The 23,059-nt window shown below is 54.4% G+C and carries 30 protein-coding genes; 11 read left to right on the forward strand and 19 right to left on the reverse strand.

The genetic code is table 11. The features are described 5' to 3' along the window. Positions 1-597: 597 nt before the first annotated feature. From VNX88_21415 to VNX88_21425, 3 genes are all read right to left on the reverse strand, one after another. Entirely contained in the window at positions 598-1,008 is a 411-nt protein-coding gene (locus tag VNX88_21415; protein ID HWY71239.1) for a hypothetical protein, read from the reverse strand. Between the two features lie 8 nt (positions 1,009-1,016). Continuing rightward, positions 1,017-1,397, reverse strand: coding sequence for a hypothetical protein (locus VNX88_21420; GenBank protein HWY71240.1), 381 nt, complete (start codon positions 1,395-1,397; stop codon positions 1,017-1,019). 479 nt (positions 1,398-1,876) lie between these two features. Beyond that, entirely contained in the window at positions 1,877-2,032 is a 156-nt protein-coding gene (locus VNX88_21425; protein ID HWY71241.1) for a hypothetical protein, read from the reverse strand. 465 nt (positions 2,033-2,497) lie between these two features. Here VNX88_21425 and VNX88_21430 point away from each other — a divergent pair, with 465 nt between their 5' ends. The 3 genes from VNX88_21430 (at position 2,498) to VNX88_21440 (ending at position 5,025) form a co-directional block, all read left to right on the forward strand. Continuing rightward, positions 2,498-3,001 carry an Hsp20/alpha crystallin family protein gene (locus tag VNX88_21430; GenBank protein ID HWY71242.1) on the forward strand — a complete coding sequence of 168 codons (504 nt, stop codon included), beginning with the start codon at positions 2,498-2,500 and terminating at the stop codon, positions 2,999-3,001. Positions 3,002-3,123: 122 nt separating this feature from the next. After that, the gene (locus VNX88_21435; protein HWY71243.1) at positions 3,124-3,486 is read left to right on the forward strand and encodes a DUF6804 family protein; all 363 of its coding nucleotides are present in this window, start codon (positions 3,124-3,126) and stop codon (positions 3,484-3,486) included. Between the two features lie 477 nt (positions 3,487-3,963). After that, the gene (locus VNX88_21440) at positions 3,964-5,025 is read left to right on the forward strand and encodes a rod shape-determining protein (protein HWY71244.1); all 1,062 of its coding nucleotides are present in this window, start codon (positions 3,964-3,966) and stop codon (positions 5,023-5,025) included. A 54-nt stretch (positions 5,026-5,079) separates the two neighbouring features. Here the strand turns inward: VNX88_21440 and VNX88_21445 are convergent, their stop codons facing one another. From VNX88_21445 to VNX88_21500, 12 genes are all read right to left on the reverse strand, one after another. After that, complete coding sequence (locus VNX88_21445; protein ID HWY71245.1) at positions 5,080-5,310, reverse strand: hypothetical protein; 231 nt, start codon at positions 5,308-5,310, stop codon at positions 5,080-5,082. Positions 5,311-5,330: 20 nt separating this feature from the next. Beyond that, positions 5,331-5,564: a hypothetical protein gene (locus VNX88_21450; protein HWY71246.1), complete on the reverse strand. Its 234-nt coding sequence runs from the start codon at positions 5,562-5,564 to the stop codon at positions 5,331-5,333. Between the two features lie 10 nt (positions 5,565-5,574). Then, positions 5,575-5,820, reverse strand: a complete 246-nt coding sequence (locus tag VNX88_21455; protein HWY71247.1) for a hypothetical protein — start codon at positions 5,818-5,820, stop codon at positions 5,575-5,577. A 77-nt stretch (positions 5,821-5,897) separates the two neighbouring features. Further along, positions 5,898-6,743, reverse strand: coding sequence for a hypothetical protein (locus VNX88_21460; protein HWY71248.1), 846 nt, complete (start codon positions 6,741-6,743; stop codon positions 5,898-5,900). A gap of 101 nt (positions 6,744-6,844) precedes the next feature. Continuing rightward, positions 6,845-7,048, reverse strand: coding sequence for a hypothetical protein (locus tag VNX88_21465; GenBank protein ID HWY71249.1), 204 nt, complete (start codon positions 7,046-7,048; stop codon positions 6,845-6,847). A gap of 160 nt (positions 7,049-7,208) precedes the next feature. Next, a complete protein-coding gene (locus tag VNX88_21470; GenBank protein HWY71250.1) occupies positions 7,209-7,574 on the reverse strand; it encodes a hypothetical protein in 366 nt (121 codons plus the stop codon). Positions 7,575-7,814: 240 nt separating this feature from the next. Beyond that, entirely contained in the window at positions 7,815-8,591 is a 777-nt protein-coding gene (locus VNX88_21475) for a hypothetical protein (protein ID HWY71251.1), read from the reverse strand. A gap of 46 nt (positions 8,592-8,637) precedes the next feature. Further along, complete coding sequence (locus tag VNX88_21480; protein HWY71252.1) at positions 8,638-9,087, reverse strand: hypothetical protein; 450 nt, start codon at positions 9,085-9,087, stop codon at positions 8,638-8,640. A gap of 1,135 nt (positions 9,088-10,222) precedes the next feature. Continuing rightward, a complete protein-coding gene (locus VNX88_21485; protein HWY71253.1) occupies positions 10,223-10,960 on the reverse strand; it encodes a Crp/Fnr family transcriptional regulator in 738 nt (245 codons plus the stop codon). Between the two features lie 62 nt (positions 10,961-11,022). Continuing rightward, entirely contained in the window at positions 11,023-11,220 is a 198-nt protein-coding gene (locus tag VNX88_21490) for a hypothetical protein (GenBank protein ID HWY71254.1), read from the reverse strand. Positions 11,221-11,337: 117 nt separating this feature from the next. Next, entirely contained in the window at positions 11,338-11,820 is a 483-nt protein-coding gene (locus VNX88_21495; protein HWY71255.1) for a hypothetical protein, read from the reverse strand. Positions 11,821-11,971: 151 nt separating this feature from the next. After that, on the reverse strand, positions 11,972-12,580 hold the full coding sequence (locus tag VNX88_21500) for a hypothetical protein (GenBank protein ID HWY71256.1): 609 nt from the start codon (positions 12,578-12,580) through the stop codon (positions 11,972-11,974). A gap of 711 nt (positions 12,581-13,291) precedes the next feature. Between VNX88_21500 and VNX88_21505 the strand changes: the two genes are divergently transcribed. Next, a complete protein-coding gene (locus VNX88_21505) occupies positions 13,292-13,492 on the forward strand; it encodes a hypothetical protein (protein ID HWY71257.1) in 201 nt (66 codons plus the stop codon). Between the two features lie 135 nt (positions 13,493-13,627). Beyond that, on the forward strand, positions 13,628-15,760 hold the full coding sequence (locus VNX88_21510) for a PAS domain S-box protein (GenBank protein ID HWY71258.1): 2,133 nt from the start codon (positions 13,628-13,630) through the stop codon (positions 15,758-15,760). A gap of 138 nt (positions 15,761-15,898) precedes the next feature. Here VNX88_21510 and VNX88_21515 read toward each other — a convergent pair whose 3' ends face one another. The 3 genes from VNX88_21515 to VNX88_21525 are packed head-to-tail and all read right to left on the reverse strand — an operon-like array spanning position 15,899 to position 17,143. Continuing rightward, positions 15,899-16,057: a hypothetical protein gene (locus VNX88_21515; GenBank protein ID HWY71259.1), complete on the reverse strand. Its 159-nt coding sequence runs from the start codon at positions 16,055-16,057 to the stop codon at positions 15,899-15,901. A gap of 25 nt (positions 16,058-16,082) precedes the next feature. After that, positions 16,083-16,946: a transaldolase family protein gene (locus VNX88_21520; GenBank protein HWY71260.1), complete on the reverse strand. Its 864-nt coding sequence runs from the start codon at positions 16,944-16,946 to the stop codon at positions 16,083-16,085. Between the two features lie 35 nt (positions 16,947-16,981). Beyond that, positions 16,982-17,143: a hypothetical protein gene (locus VNX88_21525; GenBank protein ID HWY71261.1), complete on the reverse strand. Its 162-nt coding sequence runs from the start codon at positions 17,141-17,143 to the stop codon at positions 16,982-16,984. A gap of 412 nt (positions 17,144-17,555) precedes the next feature. On the opposite strand from VNX88_21525, the gene VNX88_21530 reads away from it, so the two are divergent. The 6 genes from VNX88_21530 (at position 17,556) to VNX88_21555 (ending at position 21,273) form a co-directional block, all read left to right on the forward strand. After that, complete coding sequence (locus VNX88_21530) at positions 17,556-18,221, forward strand: SDR family oxidoreductase (GenBank protein HWY71262.1); 666 nt, start codon at positions 17,556-17,558, stop codon at positions 18,219-18,221. 637 nt (positions 18,222-18,858) lie between these two features. Continuing rightward, a complete protein-coding gene (locus VNX88_21535; GenBank protein HWY71263.1) occupies positions 18,859-19,185 on the forward strand; it encodes a hypothetical protein in 327 nt (108 codons plus the stop codon). An 85-nt stretch (positions 19,186-19,270) separates the two neighbouring features. Continuing rightward, positions 19,271-19,453 carry a hypothetical protein gene (locus VNX88_21540; protein ID HWY71264.1) on the forward strand — a complete coding sequence of 61 codons (183 nt, stop codon included), beginning with the start codon at positions 19,271-19,273 and terminating at the stop codon, positions 19,451-19,453. Positions 19,454-19,611: 158 nt separating this feature from the next. Further along, positions 19,612-20,100 carry a hypothetical protein gene (locus VNX88_21545; protein ID HWY71265.1) on the forward strand — a complete coding sequence of 163 codons (489 nt, stop codon included), beginning with the start codon at positions 19,612-19,614 and terminating at the stop codon, positions 20,098-20,100. A gap of 56 nt (positions 20,101-20,156) precedes the next feature. Next, positions 20,157-20,636 (forward strand): hypothetical protein, encoded by a 480-nt coding sequence (locus VNX88_21550; protein ID HWY71266.1) that lies wholly within the window; start codon positions 20,157-20,159, stop codon positions 20,634-20,636. Positions 20,637-21,072: 436 nt separating this feature from the next. Then, the gene (locus VNX88_21555) at positions 21,073-21,273 is read left to right on the forward strand and encodes a hypothetical protein (protein ID HWY71267.1); all 201 of its coding nucleotides are present in this window, start codon (positions 21,073-21,075) and stop codon (positions 21,271-21,273) included. 181 nt (positions 21,274-21,454) lie between these two features. Here VNX88_21555 and malQ read toward each other — a convergent pair whose 3' ends face one another. Then, a complete protein-coding gene (malQ, locus tag VNX88_21560) occupies positions 21,455-23,059 on the reverse strand; it encodes a 4-alpha-glucanotransferase (protein HWY71268.1) in 1,605 nt (534 codons plus the stop codon).

The raw sequence follows: 23,059 nt of genomic DNA on the forward strand, positions 1-23,059 counted from the left end.
CCGGCTACCGCCGCCGGTACTGACCTCGGCCCAATCGGCACTCAGCATTCAGGAATACCAAACGGCCAAAGGCAAGACCGATTTCCACAGCGAGCGACGGTACAACTCTTGACGCGCCGCTCACAATCGGGGTACCAACGAGAGAGGAGGATGGTGTGGGAGAATTCAGCGCTATGCCCCAGTCCGCCGCGGCGGACAACACCTCGCCCCACGAACGCCAAAAAGCAGGCCTTCGTGGGGACCCGAATCGGCGGTTGCCGGGGACCCCGTCTCACACCCCATCAACCGCAACAGCGCCGGTTGCTGGGGACCCCGTCCCACACCCCATCAACCGCAACAGCGGCGGTTGCTGGGGACCCCGTCGCGCGATGGCGATGACACTGCGAGGGTCGTTTCGATTGCAGTCCCTGCTGATTCACTGCAAGTTCCCTGCCTCTTCGGGCTTGGCCCCAGTGTTCATGCGGGTTTTATGCCGTGGAAAAAATTCACTGTTATTTTCACTGATAAATTCACTGTTAATTCACTGTTAGCCCTCTGATCAGTGAATGAACAGTGAATTGGAAACCTGGGGGCCTGGCAGGTCGAGGAACAAAATTCTTAATCGACAAACACCAATACAGAGCGAACTCCTGGGAGCCACCACCTCGAGTCATCCGGCAGAGAACGTATATACGGTCCGGTCTTTCTGCAGGCGAAGAGCAGCAGCATGGGCAAGAGTGCGACCATGGCCAATGCGGCGATTGCAGGATCCAAAGGGCGAAGGATGTGAACGAAAGGGTTGAACACAACCGCGAGCGCTGCAAATGCCGCGGTGCACCAGTACATTCCAGCATAGGCGCTCTCTAGAATCGCCACGATTATGGAACCGCAGACCAGAACTCCTAGCGCATATCCTGCGTCGCTTTGAAACAGCCAGGCAAATACCAGGCAGCCGAAGACAAAGAAGAGCCAGGGAACAGCGTTGCGTTTTTCGATCACGGGAGAAACTGCAACTCTGGCAACTTGCATGCTAAGCCTCAGTTCGATAAGCGTTGACGTTCTTGTTGGACGGCACAGGCAATCAGGTCTTTGTCCTGCTGTTCCCATTCCCGCAATGGGCGCGCCGGCTCAGAGGTGTTCCCCTTCTTTCCGACCACAGCATTGGAACTGGCACGTGCGGCTTCAAGGATTGGATATTCAACTCCGAGTTCGGATATGGTCTGCGAGTCAAAGTGAGTGGACCGCAACTGCCCCGTCGTCGTCAGTGTGAATTGCGCGACAAAGTGGGAAAGAGGACGAACGCTGGCGAGTTCACTTTGCAAGCCCATCTTCTTCCCAATCTCAACTGCCGACCGCTCATCGTCTGCGCTCGTAATGAGGCAATCGCCATTCTTCATTCTCAAAATGAATAACGTCATACTCGCTTCCTTTTCCTTGTGACCGGCCGCCCGTGAACTGCAGGCTCAATTCTCAGGCTGGTGGGGTGAGGCCTGGCATGGATTCCCCCTGCAGTGCGGCACGCGAGGAACAACTCTGACTACATCGTCTGAGACCATTACACTCGTCATGCAGGATCTGCGCTGTATAGAACAGCTCAATCAGAACTTTTCCGACCATGACTGCTACGAATACCGCTTGCGTCAGGGCATGTCGAGTTTCGTCCGAACCATGGGTCCTGGCGCATTCTGGGCGAAGACGATGTCTAGCTCCACAGCGTTCTCCACACACAGATTGCCAACTGGCTGAAAAGCCACTTAGGCACCGGAAACGGCATCGGCATTTACACCGGGCACAACTAGAGAAGTTGTCTCGAAACGAGACCCGACGAAGTTTCGATGGAGCGAGCGTAGTTGTGAAGTGCGGGGATTAACGGAAGTAGAGGCATCGCGACAAATGACTACACACGCACGCGGTGAACGTCCTCTGCCAAAGGCCCGAATGGACCATAAAAGATGCGGAACTCGACCGCCTGCCCCAGTTTCAGCGGCCAGCGGCTCGGCGCGATTGAACTCTTGTGCACCAGCGCCTCAACTCCGAGCTCGCTGGTGATCATCCCAATCTCAGTGTATCGGTCAAAACGGGTCAGTGTTCCTCGCATATAAACACACCTTTTCTCCATTTCTCCATGGAAAATGTACGTTGAATTGAGCGGAGGAGAAAAGAGGGGCAGGAGATTTCGTCCCGAACCTGCCCGCTCACGACCGTTTTCGACTGAACGTGCAACGATCATACACCTTGTAAGGATCAGGCTGAGTCAGACGGAAACTCTAAGAAGCAGATCCCTCGCGCGAAAAGCGCGCGAAGGATGACAGTTTCAAAATTGTGATTGGGATTTCGAGTAGTGGTCAATGGTTAAGCTGACGCACACCCACCCGCCGGGCCGGTTGACAATAGTAGTCTATAAGCCTAACGTGGTTATTGAGCAAGCATCTACTTCTTACTCGTTCAGGTCCTCTGAACTAAGTCAGCCCATCTGAAGTTTTTCCTCTTAGATCACCCCTTCAGGAGGAACTGCGTTATGACATTCTTAGCCAATTGGGAACCCGTCCGCCAGCATTCCATCATGCAAGACCGCACAAACCGCATGAACCGCCTTTTCCGCGAGTTACTTAGCTCCGAAGCTCCGGAAGAAGCACTAACAACCACCAGCTTCGCACCCCCAGTGGATATCTACGAAGACGAGCACAACATCACGTTGAAGATCGAAGTCCCGGGCATCGACGAAAACGACATTGATGTCCGCATCGACAACAACACCCTTACCGTGCAGGGCGTGCGCAAGATCGAGAAAGAAGAGAAAGAGGAAAACTTCCGCCGTGTGGAACGGCACTACGGAAGCTTCGCCCGCTCATTCACGCTGCCCCCCTCAGTGGATCCCACCCAAGTGAGCGCCCACTATGACAAGGGCGTGCTGAACATAAATCTCGCCAAGAAAGCGGAAGCCAAGCCTAAGCAGATTAAAGTTAACGTTGGGAGTGACAAGAAGGTACTCGAAGCCAAGACTCAAGCTAAGGCAGCGTAATACCTGTATTTTCGTTAGATAAGTGGGAGGCGCCTTGGATCGCCTCCCTTTCTTGCTTGTCGAGTGAGCTGTTCTATACAGTGCTCGGCCTGTAAGAGGCGTGTAATCCAGGTAGAGAAGAAATGAAGGAGCCTCTCATGTTTACGGCAGTCTTAAAAGCGATCGCGGTGGTGGGGCTAATCATTGCATTGTTCTGGCGGTCCCCGAATTATGAAGTGTTGTTGTCGTTTCTCGTCTGTGTGGCGGCGCTGGTTGTGGTCAGCCAGGCGATTCAAGTGAAAAACTACATTTGGATCGCGGTATTTTTCGCGGTTTGCGCGCTCTTCAATCCCGTGTTTCCCGTGACCATGTCCCCCAATATGCACTTGATGGTCAACATTGTCTGCGCGGGTTTATTCGCCAGTTCGCTACTGTTGTTAAAGACCCTGCCGCGAATGTCCGTGCCCTCGATAACTGATCGAACGCCGGGAAGTCAGTCGTTGTGAAGAGCTTGTCGAGGTACTCCACCTCAACGGCAACTCTCTTGGGCAGCCGCCTTGTCGCACTCGGCGAGAGCATTGTCCGTTGAGAAATGAGGCAAACCGAAGTCTGAGTTTGCCGGCGAGAGTGCTTTCAGGCGTGTTCCTCTCGAAAGGCGGCTATACCATTGGCGAGTTATACGGCACTAGCAAGCGAGTCCTCGACGCTTCTCCCATTCGGCAGCGAAATGGGAATGAGGCATCGTGATAGTTCATTCCCGTTCGCGATTATCCAATGTGGGAAAGATGCGGACCTAATGAACGTTCTGGATCGCCTCAGGGACGCGTTCGATGGTCTACCCTCCGCTTTGGCTACCTCATGTGAGTGAGCATAATTCGACCATTTAGCTGGCAACGCGAAGATAACCGCCACAGGTGCAAGCGTTCTCCGCTGTCCTCTTCCGATCAACGATCTGCTACTCCGATGCTCGTCAAGGTACCGTGATGTCACTCAACGGCCATTATCCAGGATGGCGGTTCCTTAGGATTCCTTCACTGTCCACAGTCCTAGCTAATGACCTTGCTATCGATCTCGGCACCGCCAATACACTCGTTTACGTGCGCGGCAGGGGAATCGTGGTCAATGAGCCGTCAATTGTGGCAATCAACAAAAACACAGGCGAAGTCGAAGCAGTCGGCAAAGAAGCAAAGGAAATGCTGGGGCGCACTCCTGCGAACATCGTGGCCATTAAGCCTATGAGGGACGGCGTGATCGCTGACTTCAAAGTCACCGAAAAAATGCTGAGTTACTTCATTCGCAAGGCATGCAAGCGCCGCATGTTCTTGCACCCACGGATAGTTATCGCGGTCCCTTCGGAAATTACCCAAGTGGAAAGGCGCGCGGTTACGGATTCTGCCTATCGAGCTGGCGCGAGCGAAGTTCATCTGGTGGAACAGGCCATGGCGGCCGCGATCGGTGCAGGCTTACCAATCGGCGAGCCTATAGGCAACATGGTCGTGGATATCGGAGGCGGCACGACTGACATCGCTGTGATATCGCTCGGCGGCATCGTGTATTCGCGGTCGCTACGGATGGCGGGTAATCAGATGGATGAAGCCATAACTAATCATGTGAAGCGGAAATATAACTTACTGATCGGTGAGCGCACTGCCGAGCAAATCAAGATTGAAATTGGAAGCGCTTACCCACTCGAGAAACCACGTACGATGGAAATCAGAGGCCGTAATCTGGTCGAAGGTGTCCCCAAAGCAATCACAGTAGATGACATCGAGGTTCGAGAATCATTGGCAGAATGCGTTTCGACCATCATGAACGCGATTCGGGCCGCGTTAGAGCGTACTCCACCCGAGCTTTCGGCGGACATCAGCGATCGTGGCATTCTCCTCACCGGAGGTGGGGCATTGCTGGAGAATCTAGATAAGCGCATTCGAGACGAGACCGGACTACCGGTTTCTATCGCAGACGACCCTCTTTGTAGCGTTGGGCTGGGAGTGGGAAAAATGCTCGGCGACTTCACATTGCTGAGAAAGGTATCGATCGATTAGACCTCTCCAAACCGGTTCGCAACTGAGGTCACGCGGTTCGCATGAGACTGAGGGCTATCCCTTGGCGTGGGAAGCCTTCAATCGTCGGCGGTGTGCGGCCTTCAGTCTCTTTTTCCGGGCTAGTTTTTGCGCAGCACCGGGATCTTTGCGGACAGCACGCGTGCGTTCACCGGATTCTCGATCTCCTGACGCCGCGGCATTCTTGTTCTTGGGCATGACATCCCCGTTAGCCGACTTAGCTGGGGTTTCCTTCTGCTCTTCGTCAGGCCTTATTGAAACTTCCATGGCGGTTTTCCTTTCAAAGGTTACCGATCAGATCCACTCGAATCGACTGATAAACGCTGAACCTTTCCATATGCGACCGTAAGCTCCACCACGTCCTTGTTTTCAAGCTCGGCCATGAGATGGGCATATGGCTCGCCCATGGTTTGGCAAAGCTGGCGCAACTCCGAAGGCGAAAGAATTTCGGAGCTTCCCCCGTTCTTCTCGACGGCGTATTGCGCCGATTGCGATTTGGAAATCTTGTATGTCGCACTCATCTTGGGTCCTTTACTCGTCAGGTTCAATAAGTTCCTCGGTGTGGTTAGGATGTGACTTTGCGATGCGCGTGCCGAAAAACACCGCTCTCGTCTGTCGCTCGCGTGCCGATGGACCCGCTTCGGGATAACGGTAGAAGATACGATAGCTGCACTCGCAACCCGGACACCGCACTACGTGGGCTGAAATAAAACCTTCAGCTCGTAGAGCGACGAACATCTCCCCCGTCCGGATCTTGGCGGCAACCACGTCGGACAATTTACAAACCTCTTGTTTTGGGCTCAGCAAGAACTCTCCAGTGTTCTGTTAGCGGTCATAAATCCTTGTGCCCCGTATTACTTTTTCGGCGGCTGTTCCGCGGGAATAGAGTTGAGCTCCAAGGCTGTGAGAAGAGAGCGGTCGCAGTAACCGATGCCTTCGGTGCACGCCTTCAGATTCTGCTGGTGATCTCTCGTCTGCAGGGCGGTGTTCTCAGCTTGGCTTAGGTCGCTAAAGCTGCAAGAGCCCTTTCCCTCTCTGCAATTCTCCAAATTGCGCTGGTGCTCAAGCGAGACCACACGCTTCAGCTCAAGCGGCGACAGGTCGGAATGGTCACATGATCCCCAGCCGTTGCGGCAGTTGTCGTTGTTACGTTGGTGCGCAGAGACTTGCACCTGCTTGGCCTCTGAAGGCGTGAGTTTCGAATAGTCGCAGAGATCCGAACCATTTTGGCAATTCGACATGTTTCGTCGTTTCGTGGCACCGACTAACTCTATCCGCTGTCCGGCGGTGAGCTGCGATGGATCGCAGGAGCCGAGGTCGTCGATGCAACCGGACCGGTTCCGTTCGCGTTCGCTATCGGAGACAACAATCGCCTCCCGGCGATTCAGCTTGGAGTGATCGCAAGACTGCAACCCAAACTTGCAATCGGAGAGATTGCGCTGGTAGTCGGCGACGGCTACTGAATTGGCTTCCCGAGGAGTGAGTTGCGATTGATCGCACGACGGGTATCCGCTCCTGCAATCGTCAATGTTTTTGAGATGACGCGCTCTGCTCACATCAGCCAGCTCAGCGGGCGTTAGAGTCGTGCGATCGCACAATGACCAGCCCTCTTTACAAGCGCCGAGATTCTGATCGTGAGTAGATATTTGTGCGATGGCGCAAGCCTGAGAAAGTACGAGGGCTGCTGTTAGAAGTCGCATTATGCTTCGCATGTTCGCCCGCCTTCTTTTGAGACATTTGCAATCGGCGCAAGATCCACGCGGATTGTGGGTTAGAAGAGAGACCTCGCCGTAATTGGCGCCTATATCACTCGCGCGCGTGCAGCCTCTTGAGTGAGTTCGTTACGATCTTTGCAGCGCAGAAAATGCTCCATCCAAGCTACGCACTCATGGACTCGCGCTTCGGTGATGTCCAGATCGTAAGCAATCTCGCGGTCACTCAAGCTACATCCCAGCCCGCGGTAGACTGGGCCAAGAATCCCGATCTTTTCCCAAAATACCTGCATAACTTCACCTGTCAGATTATGAGCTTTGATAAGGCATGTGATCTGGTCAAAACAGCTCACAAGGTCGGAGGTGTCGAGCTCGGGTGCTGTGAGTTATTGGCTCGTCGGAATCAGAAAAGAGGAGCTGGACGCAGACGTACGCCTCAGAGGCGGCAGCAGGTCAGTCGATCTGGCCAGGAAGTACAACGGTGGAATTGGCGGCTCCATCATCATCCAAACGCAACTGGGCTTCCTCTTCTTCGTGCTTCGAATCGGGACCGGCCGATACTGAGGCCATCGTCGTGCACTCGTGCAGTTGGGTAATCGGGCGCAGGTGGTGCATTCCAGCAAACGCATGTCCTATTGACGTGAATGGCCCATACCATTTGCCGAATATGCGGTCCCTTCCATCCGGATTGCCCTTTCCGGCGTTGCACTTTCCACAATCGGATGTGTGGATCGTCAATTTGTGTCGATGTGCCTGCCGATCTTCGTACGCGTATAGGTTCACTGGGCCTCCAGACGTAATCACTAGGTTTTCAATCATTGTCTTTCGCGGCTCCGACAGATCGTCCCGATCTCGTCCATTGTTCTCTCGCCGTCTCAACATCTCTTCGACTACTTCAAGGTAGTGCTTGTCCGGAGTTTCGTCCTCGCGGCGCTTTCGAAAACCATCGAGACTCGGCTTGCTTCCGGCCTCAGTCTTTGCATGACATTTGCTCCGAGAAATCCTCGGACTCGGCCTGGGCTGCTTAGCCATTCCTAAGACCTTTGCTAACGAGAAGGCTCAATGTTTGTCTGCCGCGGTGAGATGCGATTCGCTGAGTTCGTAATCGTCGTAGTCGATGTTCAGCACCGCCTTGCCTCCGAACCGCACCGTGGTTGTAGTGCGGTTGTTGGAAGGCATCCAGAAATTGCCGGCTTTGAGGTATGTCTGGAGTATCCGGCTCTTCTTTGTCCAGAATGACGGATTCTTCGCCGGCTCAGCTTCGATCCTCGACACGGCAAAATCCGTGGCATCTACCCAAATTGTCCCGCGATATAGAAATTTGTTGCTGCTCCTCGGCCGCACGGCAACAACATAGCAAGATTTTTCCAGCGTGCGTTCGAACCTTATCAATGTGAATTCATAATTGAGTTCATTCAGTGCGCTCTCTTGACGATTCTTAGTGTTGAGCGCTTCTTCCTCGCTCTCCAACAATTTGTGAAAGACCCGATTGATTATGAGTTTCGAGCCGTTTTCGGAAATGACGGTAAATTTCTTTGTTGACGGGGCTCGATACACAACGTTGACGATCATTTCTGACTGCAAGTTTCCAGGAAGTCCGTGATAGTCCAATCGATAAGTGCGCCGTCCCGTGTAACTCTCCAAAGCTTTGGCGCGCTCGGCATTCCCCGCCACGAGGTTGGCCACTACCTCGGAAACAGTAAGAGAACCGTTTGCCTGATTCTTCTCCAACCGGGGAACGGTTCGCGTCTCCTGAGCATGCAAGAAAAACGGGAGGGCCGCCACACATGCTGCAATGTGGAGCAGTGTTGTCTTCGGCTTCTTCGATGTCGTCAAGGTTGACTTCCAATGTTTACACTGATTTGTACGGCGGATTCGGGGATCATTCTTCAGTAGCCTCTTCGCTGTCCCAAGTCGCATATTGCCTCGGCCACGAAATCGTGAGCAGGAATGCGCTCTCTCTCACAGCCTCGATGTCATATGGGACTGCCGAATCCAGCGCGAGGAGTCCCGACACCGGCAGTTCTACCTTGCTTTCGTTGGGAACGTGTACCCTGATGCGCCCGTGGATCGTCTGAATCGAGATTCTCGCATTTGCTCGATGCTCCGTCAGACGCGTCTTGGCCTTCATAAGAACTAAAACGATGCGAAAGTCCTGCTGCTTCACGAGCGTCCTGGAACTGCGGCCTGTCCCTCGTTGCCACGACCCTTCTTTGCGGAGCAGTCGTATTTCCTGACGAAGATCAAACTGGGAAATGGAAATCGCCAGTTCTGGCAAGCGATTTAGATGGCTGATGCTTGTGCTGTCTGAGGCTTCACTTGTTGGATTCATAATCATCTCTGCCTCCGCAGCGATATGCCACGTCTCCAGATCCCATTGAATCCGAACGAAGGTCCTTCTGCTGAGCAAAATAGAACAGGAGAATAAGGAGCTTGCAAAGTCGCTGCCCACAACGCTTCAATCAGCGATGACAACAGTCCAGAATCGCTGAATTGGGCGCTTGAGAGGCTGCTGAAAACGCTGCAATAAGCTTCGCGTCAATTGCGAATTGTGATTCTGAGGCCCGATGTTGAGTGAAGAATCTCCCGCGATGCATCCGCTTTAATTGCCCCTGAGAAGCCCTTTCACGAGAATTTGGCCAAAGAGCCAGGCGCGTCAATCGAGTCCGAAATATTCCGGGAGATCCTTGGCCAAACCAGGCCTCAGGATGACAGTCTTGAGACTCCACAACCATTTTTCAACAGCCTCCTAAGCCCCGAGATGCGATCGCGCGGCCTCAAGTCCTTCAACGTAAGGATCCGACCCCTTAGTTTGAGAACTGGGTGGCTACCAGTGATTCCAGTAACGTAGTGCTGTTGCGGAGACTTCCCGCAATGCCCAGCAGCGCCTCTCCTACAAATGGATGCTGGTTTGCCAGAGAGTCCAATTGCTCGCACACCTCCATGAGGTGTTTGATCTCGCATTGGAGAGCTGCTGCTGACATGTGAACAGACTTTCGTGTCGGGTGGGCTCTTCGATTAGAGTTCGCGGTTGGGACAGTGAATCGGAATTCGCGCTCTTATGATTACAGTCTCCGCGCTGATCCTCGACTGCATAGAACAGCTCAGAGGGTATCTCCGGGAGAAGTCGAGAGAGAACTTCCTGAAAGCGCGAGAAGCGCCTGGCTATTTACCGATCGTGTGTACCGAATTGCTCATACCTGAAAGAGATGAAGGTTTATTGTAAGAACATCGTGAAAAGATCGAAACTGTTAGATGAAATGGCTGCCAAGGCCAGGGCTGAAGTGCTCCGCATCGAAGCAGCACGCCTTGAGGCTCATCGCCTTCTTCTGAGGCGCAAGGCGGAGCTGTCGAACTTAGTGCCGACAGGAAAACGGAAACTATTGATCACGCAGTGAGTTGTTGTTGGGCGTCAGCTAAGAGAAATAACAGATGCAGCGCTGACAAATCCGGCAAGGCATTTATAGCTAATCCCGAAGAACAACCGTGAGCAACGCACTATTGACGTGCAAGGAACCGTTGTAATCGATAAATCCCATCTTCCTGAATCGGTTCATAAAGTAACTGACTCGGGAACGCGTGGTGCCGATCATTTCCGCCAGAGTTTCCTGGCTCATCTTGGGAAGAACCGTCTCGGGCTTTGAATCCTTGCCATAATGCGCAAGCAGCAGAAGCAGGCGGGCGAGCCGTTTTTCGCTGGAGTTGAACAACTGGTCCACGAGGTCTTCTTCAATGCGAATGTTGCGGGAGAGCAGGTAAGCGATAAACATCTCTGCAAATTCCGGCTCCTGTTGCAACAATCCCACCATGGTTTTTTTCTCGAGCCGGACAATGGTCAGGTTCTGCATGGCAGCCGCCGAGGAAATACGCAGCGGCTGAGCGGCCAGGCATCCTTCGCCAAAGAAGTCACCCTGCTGCAAGACAGCGATTACGGCTTCTTTACCGCGCTTGGATACCACCGTGAGCTTTATTCTTCCCTTTTGAATATAGAAGACGGCGTCAGCCGGATCTCCCTGCGAAAACACTGCCTGCTTGTCCCGAAACTGATGAACGGTCTTTGCGGTTCCCAGCTTGTTTAAAAGCAAGTTCGGATCAAACGCGAGAGGTTCACGAGGCGCGCGCCCGCTGTTTCGATTACTGAGTTCCTGGATGCGTCTACTAGAGGTCGAGGGTTTTGCTATCGATTTTGACGGTCGGCGAGCCATGCCAGCCTCCTGATACGACTACACATCAAGTGTACGCAACTGTGTCAGCGTTGGCGCTGAAGTCACTTGGCGGTGCCATTTCCATTTTTGTGCGGCTTTAGCCATTCAGGAGTTTCGTCTCGCGCAACTCCGCGATCGAGAACCTCTTTCACTTCTTTGGCAAGAGACTCGAGCCGGCTGACATCCTCGTGCGTCAAGGTCAGGAATCTGGGTTGGATGGATGCGCTCTTGAAGACCTCAATTGCAGCGTCTGAAATCACTTTGTTCCTTTCGTGAACCCGAAACGGACAGTGCTTAAGGAGAACCAGGCGCTGCGGATGCCTCGTCTATTAGTAGTGGTACCCAGTTGAGGTCCACAAGCCCGCTGCGGTATTCGTCTAGCGCAGATGGGAGCCAATTCTTTCCATAGCTTCCGCCATATCCGCCTGGGCAGAAGCGAAGTCCGTATCCGTCGGCCGGTTGATTTGCACCAAACCCTCCACGAAATCAGAAGAGCCGGGCAGGAACGCTCCTTGATGTTGCATGATGGCATCCAACATCCAGGTAAAGTCGCCGGAATATTCGCGACCACTGAACGTCGCGCCGCTCTCGTGTCCTGAGCTGGATTGCATCCAATATTCGCATACCAAATTCCAGACGCCTCGTGTGGTCGATGACCAAAGCTTGAGATAGTCCAGCGAGTGGCTCGGTCCAGTCCGGTATTCAACTTGCATCGCGGTGGTTTCGTCAGCCTGGGTTAACCCGTTCCAGTTAAGCGCGACCGCGCACTCCAAAATGCGGTCGATGGTAGTGTTCTTATGGCCGGAGCGATTAGCGTCGATTCCGTCCTGCGTGCGTAACAGCGTGTGTGATGCTGCCATTCGGCCCTAATTTCTTCTTCTGGCCATTACACTCCCACAGCCAGTTCGGGCGCTGTATAAAAGTGCTCAGTCCTGACCGCAGCTCGCGATTACCCACGCAGCAAGATGAAAACCCGGCCGAATTGGCCGGGGCATTGACTAAGGAGTTCAGCTAGCGACGAGAGCTGCTGTTGTAGCCCTGTGGATAGCCCTGCTGATACGCCTGGCGATAACTATTCTTGTACTGCTGTCTGTCGCCATAGCTGGGGCTGTAGTTGTGGTCCGCGTTTTTGTAAGCCTGCTGCTGCGTAGGACGGAAACTGTGCCCTGCCTGACGATCGGACCTGCCGTCATTCACGCCATCCTGATAACCCACCTGTTGGGCGGGATTTCCGCCGCGGTTCCTATTACCGTTTCGGGAGTTATAGGAGCCGTGTCCGTATGCATTCTGGCCGTTCCCATTCCGGTCATTTCGGATGTTGTCGTTGTAAGCCTGGTCGTATCCTGACCGATAAGCTGCGCGGTCCTTATCGTTGTCGTACTGGCCGCGATAGTTACGAGCGTGGTTGTTTGCCATGTCTTCCTGCGCATGCCTCGCTCCCTGCTGGTAAGCAGGACGCTTCGCTTGGTCATTGTGGTTATCGTTTGGCTGATGCCTCCCCTGGTCTTGAGTGCGCTTGTCTTGCTGGTCGCGATCCTGAGCTGCACTACTAAGAACTCCCACGGTGGCACAGAGTGCCAAAGCCAGCATCCAGAGCAACTGCTTTCGATTGCTTTTCAAAGTTTCCTCCTGTGCTCGCTCTCATCACAAAGGCTTCGTGACGAAGCGATACTATTCCCCACTTGTAAGGTTAGACCCGCAACCACAGTTTCCGCTGAGCTGTTCTATACAGTCGGGATTGACGAGGAGCGGATTTCGGATCGGAAGAATGGAGAGCGCCCTCAGAGTTGCTTCACTCTTGCTCAGACTGCCAGTTGAACGAAGCTTAGGCACCAGCGAGAAGATCACGCCGCTGGATGCACAGCGGCTTACGACAAATACATATCCTCTCTGCTGGAAAACACGCGCTTCCTGCCAATCGGAATTACCGCGAAGCTCCGAAGGGCCCAATCAAAGTATGTCCATGCTGTGGAAAGAGGAATCAGCATTGACGATACGCGTCGGCTGACTTCAGAGCTGATGGTTATACTCCGTCGGATGGCGCCTCTGCTCAGCGCCGAACGAGTTGCATAGCACTGGAGAGGTCAATTCCCCGCCATGGCCCGCGGATATTCACGTGAGCAAAACTGCACAGCGTCGCATGAACGAAAGCGATAGGCTTTTGCACACGGGTGTGTTCAAAATGACGTAGTGTCCCACCTGTATTGGCTTGGGCGCGTGCGCGGAAGCCGACAAGTGTCCAACATGCGAAGGCACCGGAGAAGTACCCAGCGATGAATTAGTGAGTGACGAACCGTGCTAACCGCAAATCGCGATCGAGAGCCCAACATCATGAGACCAGTCGAGAAACGCTACCGCAACTTTTGCGAACATATTGCTGCCGTTTGTGAAACCGAAGCTAGAGCTTACGAGGAGCATCCGGGTCTCCACGACGGCGATTTTCAATTCATCAGCTCTCTGCGGGCCAAGTGCGATGAATGGCGCCAGCAACTGCGCCGAATGGAAGGCGCTTATCCGGATCGAGAGGCTTGATCTCCGGAACCCGTGAACACACTCTTAAGATCGGGTGCACTATCCCCGGAAGAAAAAGATTAATGAACTTTTGCGTCCGGCACGTCGAGCCCGGCCGTTATCGGGTTGAATTCGAGCAGGACGGAAAGGACACTCATGCAAAAACATCCAACGCCGACGAAACATGAGTCTCCAGCCGTGGTCAACCTAACGGAAGATGCAGTCCCGTCGCGCCACGCGACGGGACTGCTCGACCTTGAATTGAGGGAAAGCGAAGAACGCTATCGCACCTTGTTCAACCTGGTCCCTGTTGCCGTCTATTGCTGCGATGCCGCAGGTGTGATTCAGAATTGCAATCGCCGTGCCGTAGAACTCTGGGGCCGCCAGCCGGCACCAGGGGATACCGACGAAAAATTCTGTGGCTCGTTCAAGTTGTTCCGGCCGGACGGCACCTTTATGCCCCATGAGCAGTGTCCGATGGCCGAGGTAGTAAGCGGAAAATTGCGGGAGGTGCGTGACGCCGAAGTGCTCATCGAGCGGCCTGATGGCACGAAGATAACCGTGGTCGTGAATATCCTTCCGCTGAAGAACGAACGAGGAGAGGTCACGGGAGCCATTAATTGCTTTTACGACATCACCAAACGCAAAGCGACCGACGTATTGGTCGATTCGCAGAGGCAAGCTCTCCAACTGTTGGCCGAGGGCGCGCCGCTCGAAGAAGTGCTGAAATTCCTGATCGGCGTGGTGGAGCACCACTCTGCTGAGGGCATGCTCGCTTCCATCGCGCTCTTGAATGAAGCTGGCACGCACTTCCAGCGCGGCATTGGCGTGAGTTTGCCGGAAGCTTTCAACGCGGCGGTCGAAGGCGTGCCGGTTAGTTCGCCGACTGGGCTCTGTGCGGCTGCCCTGCGCCGTCGGCAAGCAGTGGCAGTTCACGATTTCAATGAGACCGCGTGGCGGCCCTTCGGAGAATTCGTTGCGCCTTATGGGCTGCGCTCGGGGTGGTCCGTTCCCATCATTTCCTCCAGCGGGAAAACGCTCGGCACGTTTGCCAACTACTATCGCGACGCCGGCGATCCGACGCCGCAAAACCGGGAATTAGTGGACATGGTCGCTCGCACCGCGGCGATCGCTATTGAGCGCAAGCAGGCTGAGGAAGCCTTACGCGAAGCCGGAGAACGTTTCCGTTTCATGGCCGAATCCGTGCCGCAGAAAATGTTCACAGCCAAACCGAACGGCGAGGTCGACTATCTCAATCGGCAGTGGGCGGAATGCACGGGTCTCACTTTCGATCAGATGAAGGACTGGGGCTGGACACAGTTCATCCATCCGGACGATGTGGCGGAGAACGCCGGCCGTTGGCAGCACTCAATTGATTCCGGCAACCCGTTTCAGTTCGAGCACCGCTTCCGGCGCGCCGATGGCACTTATCGCTGGCACCTCAGTCGCGCTTTGCCCATGCGAGATGGCAACCGCGATATCACTATGTGGATCGGCTCGAGTACCGATATTCAAACGATTCGCGAGCAGGAAGAGCGGCTGCGGAGAACTGAGAAAATGGCTGCGGCCGGCCAGCTTGCCGCCACTATGGCGCACGAAATTAACAACCCTTTAGCGTCGGTCACGAATTCGCTGTACCTCCTTCAGACCGACCCGAACCTCAACGCAGAAGCCCGCTTCTTCGTGACCACGGCGTCCACGGAGCTCGCCCGCATCTCTCGCATTGTCAAGCAGAGCTTGTCGTACTACCGGGTGGGAACAATTCCCCGCGATCTGGATCTGGGTGGCATCGTGAACGAGTCTCTGCAAATCTTCAGTGAAAGATTGCAGCGGTCGGGCATCGAGTTGAACGCGAGGATCGATAAAGGCGCGGTGCTGGTCGGCTTCCCAGACGAGCTGCGCCAGGTGATAGACAACTTGCTGCTCAATGCGCTGGAAGCCATGCCGACTGGCGGCCGTTTGGGTGTGTCCGTGCATGAGTCGTTCGACTGGACGCATGATCCTAGCGATCGACAGGGCATACGGCTGACGATTGCCGATACGGGATGTGGTGTCCCCAAGGACTATCGCAGCAAGATTTTTGAGCCATTCTTCACCACCAAGCCCGAAAAAGGAAACGGACTTGGACTTTGGATTTTGCAGGGCATCATCTCAAAACATGACGGCGTCATGAGTTTCCGCAGTTCTGATGGCGCCGGCAAGAGCGGAACGACGATATCCGTATTCCTGCCTTCCCATTCCCGGGCCCAACGTAAATCGCAGCACTCACAGTCCGAGTTCGCCGCCTAGGAGCCAATGGCAAAAGGCGCCGTCGGCGCCAGCTTGTGAAGAGGTCTGGCGAGGAGATTTTGGAACTCACTTCGCTCCAACTCGGGTTGGCGTGAATCTGCCCCGGCCGTTCGGAGGAATTCACTTCGCCCGACCGCTTCAAGGATTCGTGTTCATTTCCTCCAGCAGCATTCCTCGCATGGCTCTGAGCCTTTCCAGCAGCGCTTGGGGAAGACTTGCGGCCATGCCGGGATTGTCGACAATATCGGCGAGTTCTTCATGTACCTGATGAATCCGATCGTTGAACTTATGTGACATACCTGGATCTACCTCATTGCGGTAATCAGCTCGCAGGGGCCAGTGCTTGATCGTAATCGTGAACGAAGCGCTCAATTCCTTGCGTGGTAAGCGAATGCGAGACGTCGAACGATTCCCAGGGCTGCTCCAGGTCAAGCTTTTCGTAGGGAATCGTGTCTCCAATCCACCTATGCATGACCGGAGGGCCCACAACGGGAAAGTTTGCGATGGCCCATTGGCTCAGAACTGATGACGGGACCGTTACCAGATCAACGTCGAGGGAGAGGCAGCAAAGAAGATGTTCCAGGCAGCGAACGCTTGCTGCCAGAAGAAGCACGTGTCCGTCTCCCTGGAGAAACATCCGCTGAATATTCTTCACCAAATCGATTCCTGGCTTGCCGATTTCATCGAGACGTCCAATGAACGGAGAAACATACACTGGGCTTGCGGTTCCCCTCGTGGCCGCATAGACCGCTGCTGCCTGCTGTTGCGAAAAGCACAAGGTCATATTCACTCGCATCCCACTCGCAACCGACATCTGTGCCGCGCGAATCCCTTCGGCCGTGCATGGATATTTGATATATGCGTTGTCGATCCATGCGTACATCTCGCGTCCCTGTTCAAACATGTGCTCGGCGGGAGTAGTCGAATCGGCGAATACTTCTATGGAAACGCCCGCAGATCCAACCAGTGGGGAAATGCGCTGAACGATGCTTCTATATTCCTCGTCCTCCTGGTGAGAAGTGAATCGGCGCCCCGACGCGAGATATTTCACGATGTGCGGATTCGAGGCAATCAGAGACGGGTTCGTTGTTTGTCCATCCAGATACCCGAGCAGGCCCCTGATTCGGACCGTCTCATCTGGATCACCACTATCGAGCAGGACACGAGTTTTAGGACGATTGATCATCTTGTACACCTACGCTTCTGGCAAACTGGACTATGCTATTTCGCATCTGCAGGGGCGTGACGGATATCTTCTGGCTTCGCTGCGACGTCACTCTTGACCGGCAATCCTCTGAAACTGAGCTTGAGCAGAAACAGAAGAAAAAGAACCACGCCAAGTATGATTGCGATTCCGATCGCAGTGACTGCGGCTCCGCTCATTGCTAACAGCACTTCTTCACCACCCACCCGGCGAAACGCCGGTCCGAATGCACCTGCGGGAAGAGTATTGCTTTTCCATAATCCGATGCGCTGAGCTGTTTTATACAGTGCCGGTTCGGCGGCAAGCGCCTAATGGAAGTGTGTACCAGGAAATCAGGATCAGAATGGCTCTCTCAAATGTCATGTTTAGGCGTCAGACAGCTTCTGCTGTGCTCAACCAAAGCTGCAGAATCTCAGATCTTTGTCATCTGAGTGTGGCTGACGGGATGCAGATGTTGGCATTCGCTTGCGTGCCAACCATCGCTGCCTTCCTGATCTGTTTCGCAATAACCATGAGCCGCTAGTTCGAAACATAGAGACATCGGCAACCCCACGATGCTCGCAGCCTGGGGTTTCGTAGCGAGGACAAGACATGAACTTGGTCATATTCGGCGCGAGCGGAGGCACGGGGCGCGCCCTCGTGGAGCAAGCGCTTGACCGAGGGCACACCGTCACAGCTTTTGTGCGCAAGGCTTCTCGAATGCACATCAAGCACGGACGACTGAGGCTTGCCATTGGGGACGTGCTCGACTATGGCATGGTCGAAGCTGCCATCGCCGGACAGGACGCGGTTCTCTCAGCGCTCGGCCACAAACGATGGCTGATTAAGACTTCCATATTGTCCAGGGGTACCAGGAATATCGTTGCGGCCATGACTAAGTGCAAGGTGCGAAGGTTTGTGTGTGAAACCTCGCTTGGAGTAGGCGACAGCCGGGGTCGACTGGGGATCCTGTATACGTTCTTCCTGATTCCTCTCCTGCTCTACTTCTACTTTCAGGATAAGGAACTGCAAGAAAAGTGCATCATGCAAAGCAGCCTGGATTGGATCATTGTTCGTCCAGCCGCGCTGACCAACGGCAAACAGACTGGCGCAGTTCGCGAAGGCAAGGACATCGGGAGCTTCTTGTTCACGCATAGGATTTCGCGAGCCGACGTCGCGTCATTCATGCTGTCAGAGGTGAAAGATGATCGATATGTGAAAGATACGCCTGGCGTTGAGTCCGGCGTGAGCAGCTTAACAACCGGCTACTTGCGTTGAAACAACATTCTTTCGAGCGGGGTGATACCGAACGCGGGCAAGCGGAGCGCGGCTACATGTGCAAAATCGCTCAGCACACATCCCTAATTGCTGCGTACGATTCAACCATGTCCAGAAGACTGCAGAAAAGCAAGAGACGGCCTAAGAAAGTAAAGAAACCGATCATTGTGCACCTTCCCGCCGCCGCATAAGCTGGAGAGGTAATGCCTTCAGAACCGGCGCGAGGGTACCAATCAACGTGTGCACTTCTGCTCAGAATAGCATCGACACAGAGAGTATTGTGTCGACATGACGAGTGCTAACATCGCGCAATGCCCTTTGTGCAAGGGAGTGGGAACGGTGAATGGGGCTATGATCTGCCCAAGATGTGATGGAGATGGAATTCTGGACGCGACGGTTATCGCAGCGGAGCGTCGCGGGCGACAGCAAGAGCAAAGCGCAAATTCCTCAGCGCTTGACTAGTCGAGTAGATAGACGCCCATTAAACCAAGCTATTCTTCGTTTGACTCTTGAGTAGTATCGGCGTAGGGTTGGACATGAGTGACAGTTCCTACCCTCTTTCAGACCCTCTGAACTAAGTCAGTCCTTCTGAAGTTCTCCCCTCTTAGCGACCGACCACAACCTTAAGGAGGTTGCAATGTTTGCTCGTAATGTCTCTATTCATCTGAAGCCGAACACACTCAACGATTTCAAGCAGACGTTCGAAAAGGAAATCGTACCCATGCTGCGCAAACAGGCGGGATTCCGCGACGAACTTGCTCTGTCGGGCGATAGCGATACCTACGTGACCGCGATTAGCTTCTGGGACTCCAAGGAGCAAGCCGATACCTACAACAGCAGCACGTATCCGAACGTCTTGAAGACGTTGGATAGGTATCTGGATGGTCCACCTAAAGTGCGCTCTTCGGCCGTGATCAGTTCCACTTCCCACAATGTGACCGCAGCCCAAGTTGTAGCCGCCTAAGCTCGACTATGCGGATGAGAAGCGCCAACATCGCGCCTTCTCATCCGGCATCTAAACGAACCCTGACTCGGAAAGAGCATCTCCCGTGCAACCTGATCCTCAGCGATTCGAGAATCAGAAGATTCTCGAACAGACAAATGCGCGCCAGGCAGAGTTGGATGAGGCTTCGCGTGGCGTGGCGAATGAAGGCTGTCCCAATGAGCCTGTGTCAAGCGTTCCCGATGCTACAGGATATTCGGGCGCAGATGATGCTGCGGAGCGACAGTAGCTTCATCTGTAGGCGATTTAAATCGTTCCGTTGAGAAGTTATCGATCCTCTCCTGCCGGTCCAAAACTGTATAAAACTGCTCAGTCAGACCTCGCTTGATGGCCTATAAGTTACACAGCCTCTTCCGTACGGAGCAGTAAGCAGATCAGGAGATCAATATGGCGACTCCGGCGAGAACAACGCAAGTCAGCGGGATCTACGAAACGTTAGGACAATTGATTCAGAATCCCAAGTCGTTGGGTTTGCGGGAACAACTTCCACCGCGTGTTCTAGCCGTGTTGACCAGCACGCGAGAGATTCTTCGGGAAGAGATGAACGGGAGAGCGCCGATAGCTGGCGGAGAGAACGATTTGGCCGCCGAGTTGTCTCAGGATGCCGATACGCAACACGGCATTCCCGAAGAAGGACAGAACGAAATGTCTTTCAACCGGCTGCTGTGCCTTCGAATGGAGCAACTTCACTTGAGCAACTACGACGTTGCCGTCAGCCTTGGCTGCACTATCCAGCATGTGTGCGACTTAATAACTGGGGTCAGGGAGCCAACAGAGCTGCACATTGCAGAGCTTGCATTGCTATTTGGAGTGACTCAAGACAGCCTTGCGACAGCCGGGAAGCCGACGATGTACCGTCTGGCCGCAACGGTTTAGCTGCGCGGCATCCAGCGCGTTAGAAGCGGCCACCGAGCCCTCTGGGGGTTAACGAGATGTTGAGTCCTTTGAAAATTGGGACTGTTCTTGTGCAGACTAACACGTTCATTCCCGATTCGGTCTGGGTGCAAATGGAAACCTTCTGTGCCGGCTGGCAGGCGATCACGAACTTAAATGGCGACGATCTGGATCGGCAGATTCGCGATGGTGGCTGGAATTTCATTTTTATGGGTGGCGCGCTTCAAGGCACTTCCTGGGGATCCTGGGGCGGTACTGCCATTCGCTCCGCAGCAATTCGAGTCTTGAAGAGAACCCAGGCGACGAAGCTCAATGCATTTGAGATCACTGGTATCCACGCCAGGCGCTTTCTTGGAGTTCCGTACGTGGTTGTGACCGGCCATTCACGTCACGTGCAGAAGAGCACAGTATTGCAAAACATCGCGGAACGGATTCATCAGACCGCACGAGCTATGCCGAGTTCAACTTCCGACGGAGTAAGCGTTGCCCCCGTGCCTGCTCCAGCAGTTGCAAAGTGATCATTCCCGCCGATGGAGACGCGGATCTGTTTAGAGTGCTCTCGCGTCTATCGACCTGCTACGCCAATTTGGCAGGAGTATCCACTCCACTATCGAGCGGTACACTTGCGCGGTTCGGCGGCGGAGTTGCTCCTTCGTCCGCGTTTGGAGACTCTTGCGAATGACCTGGCGTGGCTGGAACCGTCACAGGCGGTCGATTCCGACGCGTCTCCGCCGGATTGGCGTGAGCAACTGCACAGTTGGGCGTTAATAAGAAAGCAGCAGGGACGCCCGTCTCTAAATGACGGAATCTACGTGTGCTTGGGGTCTCCTCCGTTCCAGAGCAGCAAATACTACAACGTACGAAGCGAGGTGAAGTGCAACCTAGAACATGCATTGGCGACGAGTGGCTCCCCGTAATCGGGACAGCCGAACCACCAACTATGGGGAAAAGACTGTGAGACCGGTCGAGACGCTGTACCGCAACTTTTGCGAGCGCCTTGCGCACGTTTGCGAGACTGAGGCCAAAGTCTACGAGGAACATCCGAGTCTACATGACGAAGACTCTCAACTCATCAGTTCGCTGCGAGCCAAGAGCAATGAATGGCGCAAGCAACTGGAACGAATGGAGGCCGCTCGAAAGGGAGCGAGCGTCTAGAGAAATCGAGAAGATATGGGTTGAAACAACCGTTCAACGTAATCTGGCCCTGGTCATGGGGAAATTTACAGCCCAGGACGTGTGAACTCTCTGGGGACTGCCGGAGGTTTCTGACTAAATCACCGGGGCATCCTCGACGCTTAGGCGCCCGTGAAAATCTTAAGCCTCGGGGTGCACGATTTTAGATCTGCAGGGGCACTGCTCGTGTGGGAGCGCCACGTTCGGAACCATCTGCTGACCAGTCGTTTTGGGGCCCCAAGCGCTTTGAACTTGATGTCAGTTCCTGCAGCCATTGAAAAGCTGGAAGAGACAACATCCCTTCCGGGCAGCGCCAACGCCAATTCCCCCTCGCGCGGCCGGGTACATTCATCCGAGTTTCTGCTCCGAGGTTTAGGAGATCCTGCAACGGAGCAATCGCCAGCGCCGCAATCGACGACCACGTGAGATGCATCAGCGCCGGAGCCGCCTCGGCGCTCGCGCCTGGTGCGCGTTTGAGGTAACTCCAAAAGTTCTGCCGTTGGTAATCGGGCGATTCTTCGTACCATTCTCGCGTAGGGGCATTGTCATGGGTGCCGGTGTACGCGACGGTGTTGGGTACAAAATTGTGGGGAAGATAGGGATTATCTGCATGGCCGTCGAAGGCGAACTGCAGAACTCGCGTTCCCGGCACTTGAAATTGGTCGCGCAGTACTTGAACGTCCGGAGTAATGACACCCAGATCTTCGGCGATGAACGGCAGGCGGCCCAGCTCCTTACGCACTGCTTCAAACAGGTGAGCGCCCGGACCCTCTACCCATTTCCCGGACTGAGCCGTTGATGCTCCGGCTGGAACGTGCCACGCGGCCGCGAATCCGCGGAAATGATCCAGGCGAACTACATCCACGTGAGCGAGCAGGGCGCGCAGCCGGTCTATCCACCATCGATAACCGGTTGCACGAAGGGCATCCCAGTTGTAAACGGGATTGCCCCACAACTGTCCCTGCACGCTGAAATAGTCGGGAGGGACACCGGCGACGAAGCGTGGCCGGCGCTGCTCGTCGAGCAGAAACAACTCCGGGTCCGCCCAAACATCACTGGAATCTGGCGAGACAAAGAAAGGTAGATCACCGATCAGGCTCACGCCTTTGGAGTGCGCGTGTTCCTTGAGTTCATCGCCCTGGCGGAACAGCAGAAATTGTGCAAAGCGAACTTGATCGATTTGAGTTGCCAGCTCCCGCCGCACGGTGGCAAGAGCGTCCGGACTGCGCTGAACCAGCTCTTCCGGCCATTCGAGATAATAAGCGCCGTGATATTTGGCTTTCAGCGCCCGAAATAGCGCGTAGTCTTCCAGCCAATGCTCATGTTGAGCGCAGAACTCATCGTATGCGGGACGTAGATCCTTGCGCTCTCCGGTCTGGAAGTTTGTCCATGCTTTTTCGAGGAGTTTGTTCTTAAATGGGATTACGGCGTCGTAGTCCACCACATCCGCAGCAAAGTTACACTCGCAATCCGCCGCCTTGAGCAACCCCTCCAGAATCAGGCAGCCAGGGCTGATCATCATGGCGTTTCCGGCAAACGATGACATCGACTGATATGGAGAATTCCCATAACCGGTCGGTCCGAGCGGCAGAGCCTGCCACCATCTCTGGCCCGCATAATGAAGACGATCCACCCAGGAGAACGCCGACGATCCCAGATCGCCAATGCCATATTGGGACGGCAGAGACGTGACGTGTAACAACAAACCGGAAGCCCGGTAGTCGCGTGGAAATGGAGGAACATTCACGGGCAGGCCGTTGCTGCTCAT

It is taken from the genome of Terriglobales bacterium (assembly GCA_035567895.1).
Lineage (GTDB): Bacteria > Acidobacteriota > Terriglobia > Terriglobales > Acidobacteriaceae > Gp1-AA112.

Coding starts and splice junctions, on each gene's coding strand:
- VNX88_21415 (HWY71239.1), bottom strand. CDS start 1,008: ATGCAAGTTGCCAGAGTTGCAGTTTCTCCCGTGATCGAAAAACGCAAC.
- VNX88_21420 (HWY71240.1), bottom strand. CDS start 1,397: ATGACGTTATTCATTTTGAGAATGAAGAATGGCGATTGCCTCATTACG.
- VNX88_21425 (HWY71241.1), bottom strand. CDS start 2,032: ATGATCACCAGCGAGCTCGGAGTTGAGGCGCTGGTGCACAAGAGTTCA.
- VNX88_21430 (HWY71242.1), top strand. CDS start 2,498: ATGACATTCTTAGCCAATTGGGAACCCGTCCGCCAGCATTCCATCATG.
- VNX88_21435 (HWY71243.1), top strand. CDS start 3,124: ATGAAGGAGCCTCTCATGTTTACGGCAGTCTTAAAAGCGATCGCGGTG.
- VNX88_21440 (HWY71244.1), top strand. CDS start 3,964: ATGTCACTCAACGGCCATTATCCAGGATGGCGGTTCCTTAGGATTCCT.
- VNX88_21445 (HWY71245.1), bottom strand. CDS start 5,310: ATGGAAGTTTCAATAAGGCCTGACGAAGAGCAGAAGGAAACCCCAGCT.
- VNX88_21450 (HWY71246.1), bottom strand. CDS start 5,564: ATGAGTGCGACATACAAGATTTCCAAATCGCAATCGGCGCAATACGCC.
- VNX88_21460 (HWY71248.1), bottom strand. CDS start 6,743: ATGCGACTTCTAACAGCAGCCCTCGTACTTTCTCAGGCTTGCGCCATC.
- VNX88_21465 (HWY71249.1), bottom strand. CDS start 7,048: ATGCAGGTATTTTGGGAAAAGATCGGGATTCTTGGCCCAGTCTACCGC.
- VNX88_21470 (HWY71250.1), bottom strand. CDS start 7,574: ATGATTGAAAACCTAGTGATTACGTCTGGAGGCCCAGTGAACCTATAC.
- VNX88_21480 (HWY71252.1), bottom strand. CDS start 9,087: ATGAATCCAACAAGTGAAGCCTCAGACAGCACAAGCATCAGCCATCTA.
- VNX88_21485 (HWY71253.1), bottom strand. CDS start 10,960: ATGGCTCGCCGACCGTCAAAATCGATAGCAAAACCCTCGACCTCTAGT.
- VNX88_21495 (HWY71255.1), bottom strand. CDS start 11,820: ATGGCAGCATCACACACGCTGTTACGCACGCAGGACGGAATCGACGCT.
- VNX88_21505 (HWY71257.1), top strand. CDS start 13,292: ATGAGACCAGTCGAGAAACGCTACCGCAACTTTTGCGAACATATTGCT.
- VNX88_21510 (HWY71258.1), top strand. CDS start 13,628: ATGCAAAAACATCCAACGCCGACGAAACATGAGTCTCCAGCCGTGGTC.
- VNX88_21515 (HWY71259.1), bottom strand. CDS start 16,057: ATGTCACATAAGTTCAACGATCGGATTCATCAGGTACATGAAGAACTC.
- VNX88_21520 (HWY71260.1), bottom strand. CDS start 16,946: ATGATCAATCGTCCTAAAACTCGTGTCCTGCTCGATAGTGGTGATCCA.
- VNX88_21525 (HWY71261.1), bottom strand. CDS start 17,143: ATGAGCGGAGCCGCAGTCACTGCGATCGGAATCGCAATCATACTTGGC.
- VNX88_21530 (HWY71262.1), top strand. CDS start 17,556: ATGAACTTGGTCATATTCGGCGCGAGCGGAGGCACGGGGCGCGCCCTC.
- VNX88_21535 (HWY71263.1), top strand. CDS start 18,859: ATGTTTGCTCGTAATGTCTCTATTCATCTGAAGCCGAACACACTCAAC.
- VNX88_21545 (HWY71265.1), top strand. CDS start 19,612: ATGGCGACTCCGGCGAGAACAACGCAAGTCAGCGGGATCTACGAAACG.
- VNX88_21550 (HWY71266.1), top strand. CDS start 20,157: ATGTTGAGTCCTTTGAAAATTGGGACTGTTCTTGTGCAGACTAACACG.
- malQ (HWY71268.1), bottom strand. CDS start 23,059: ATGAGCAGCAACGGCCTGCCCGTGAATGTTCCTCCATTTCCACGCGAC.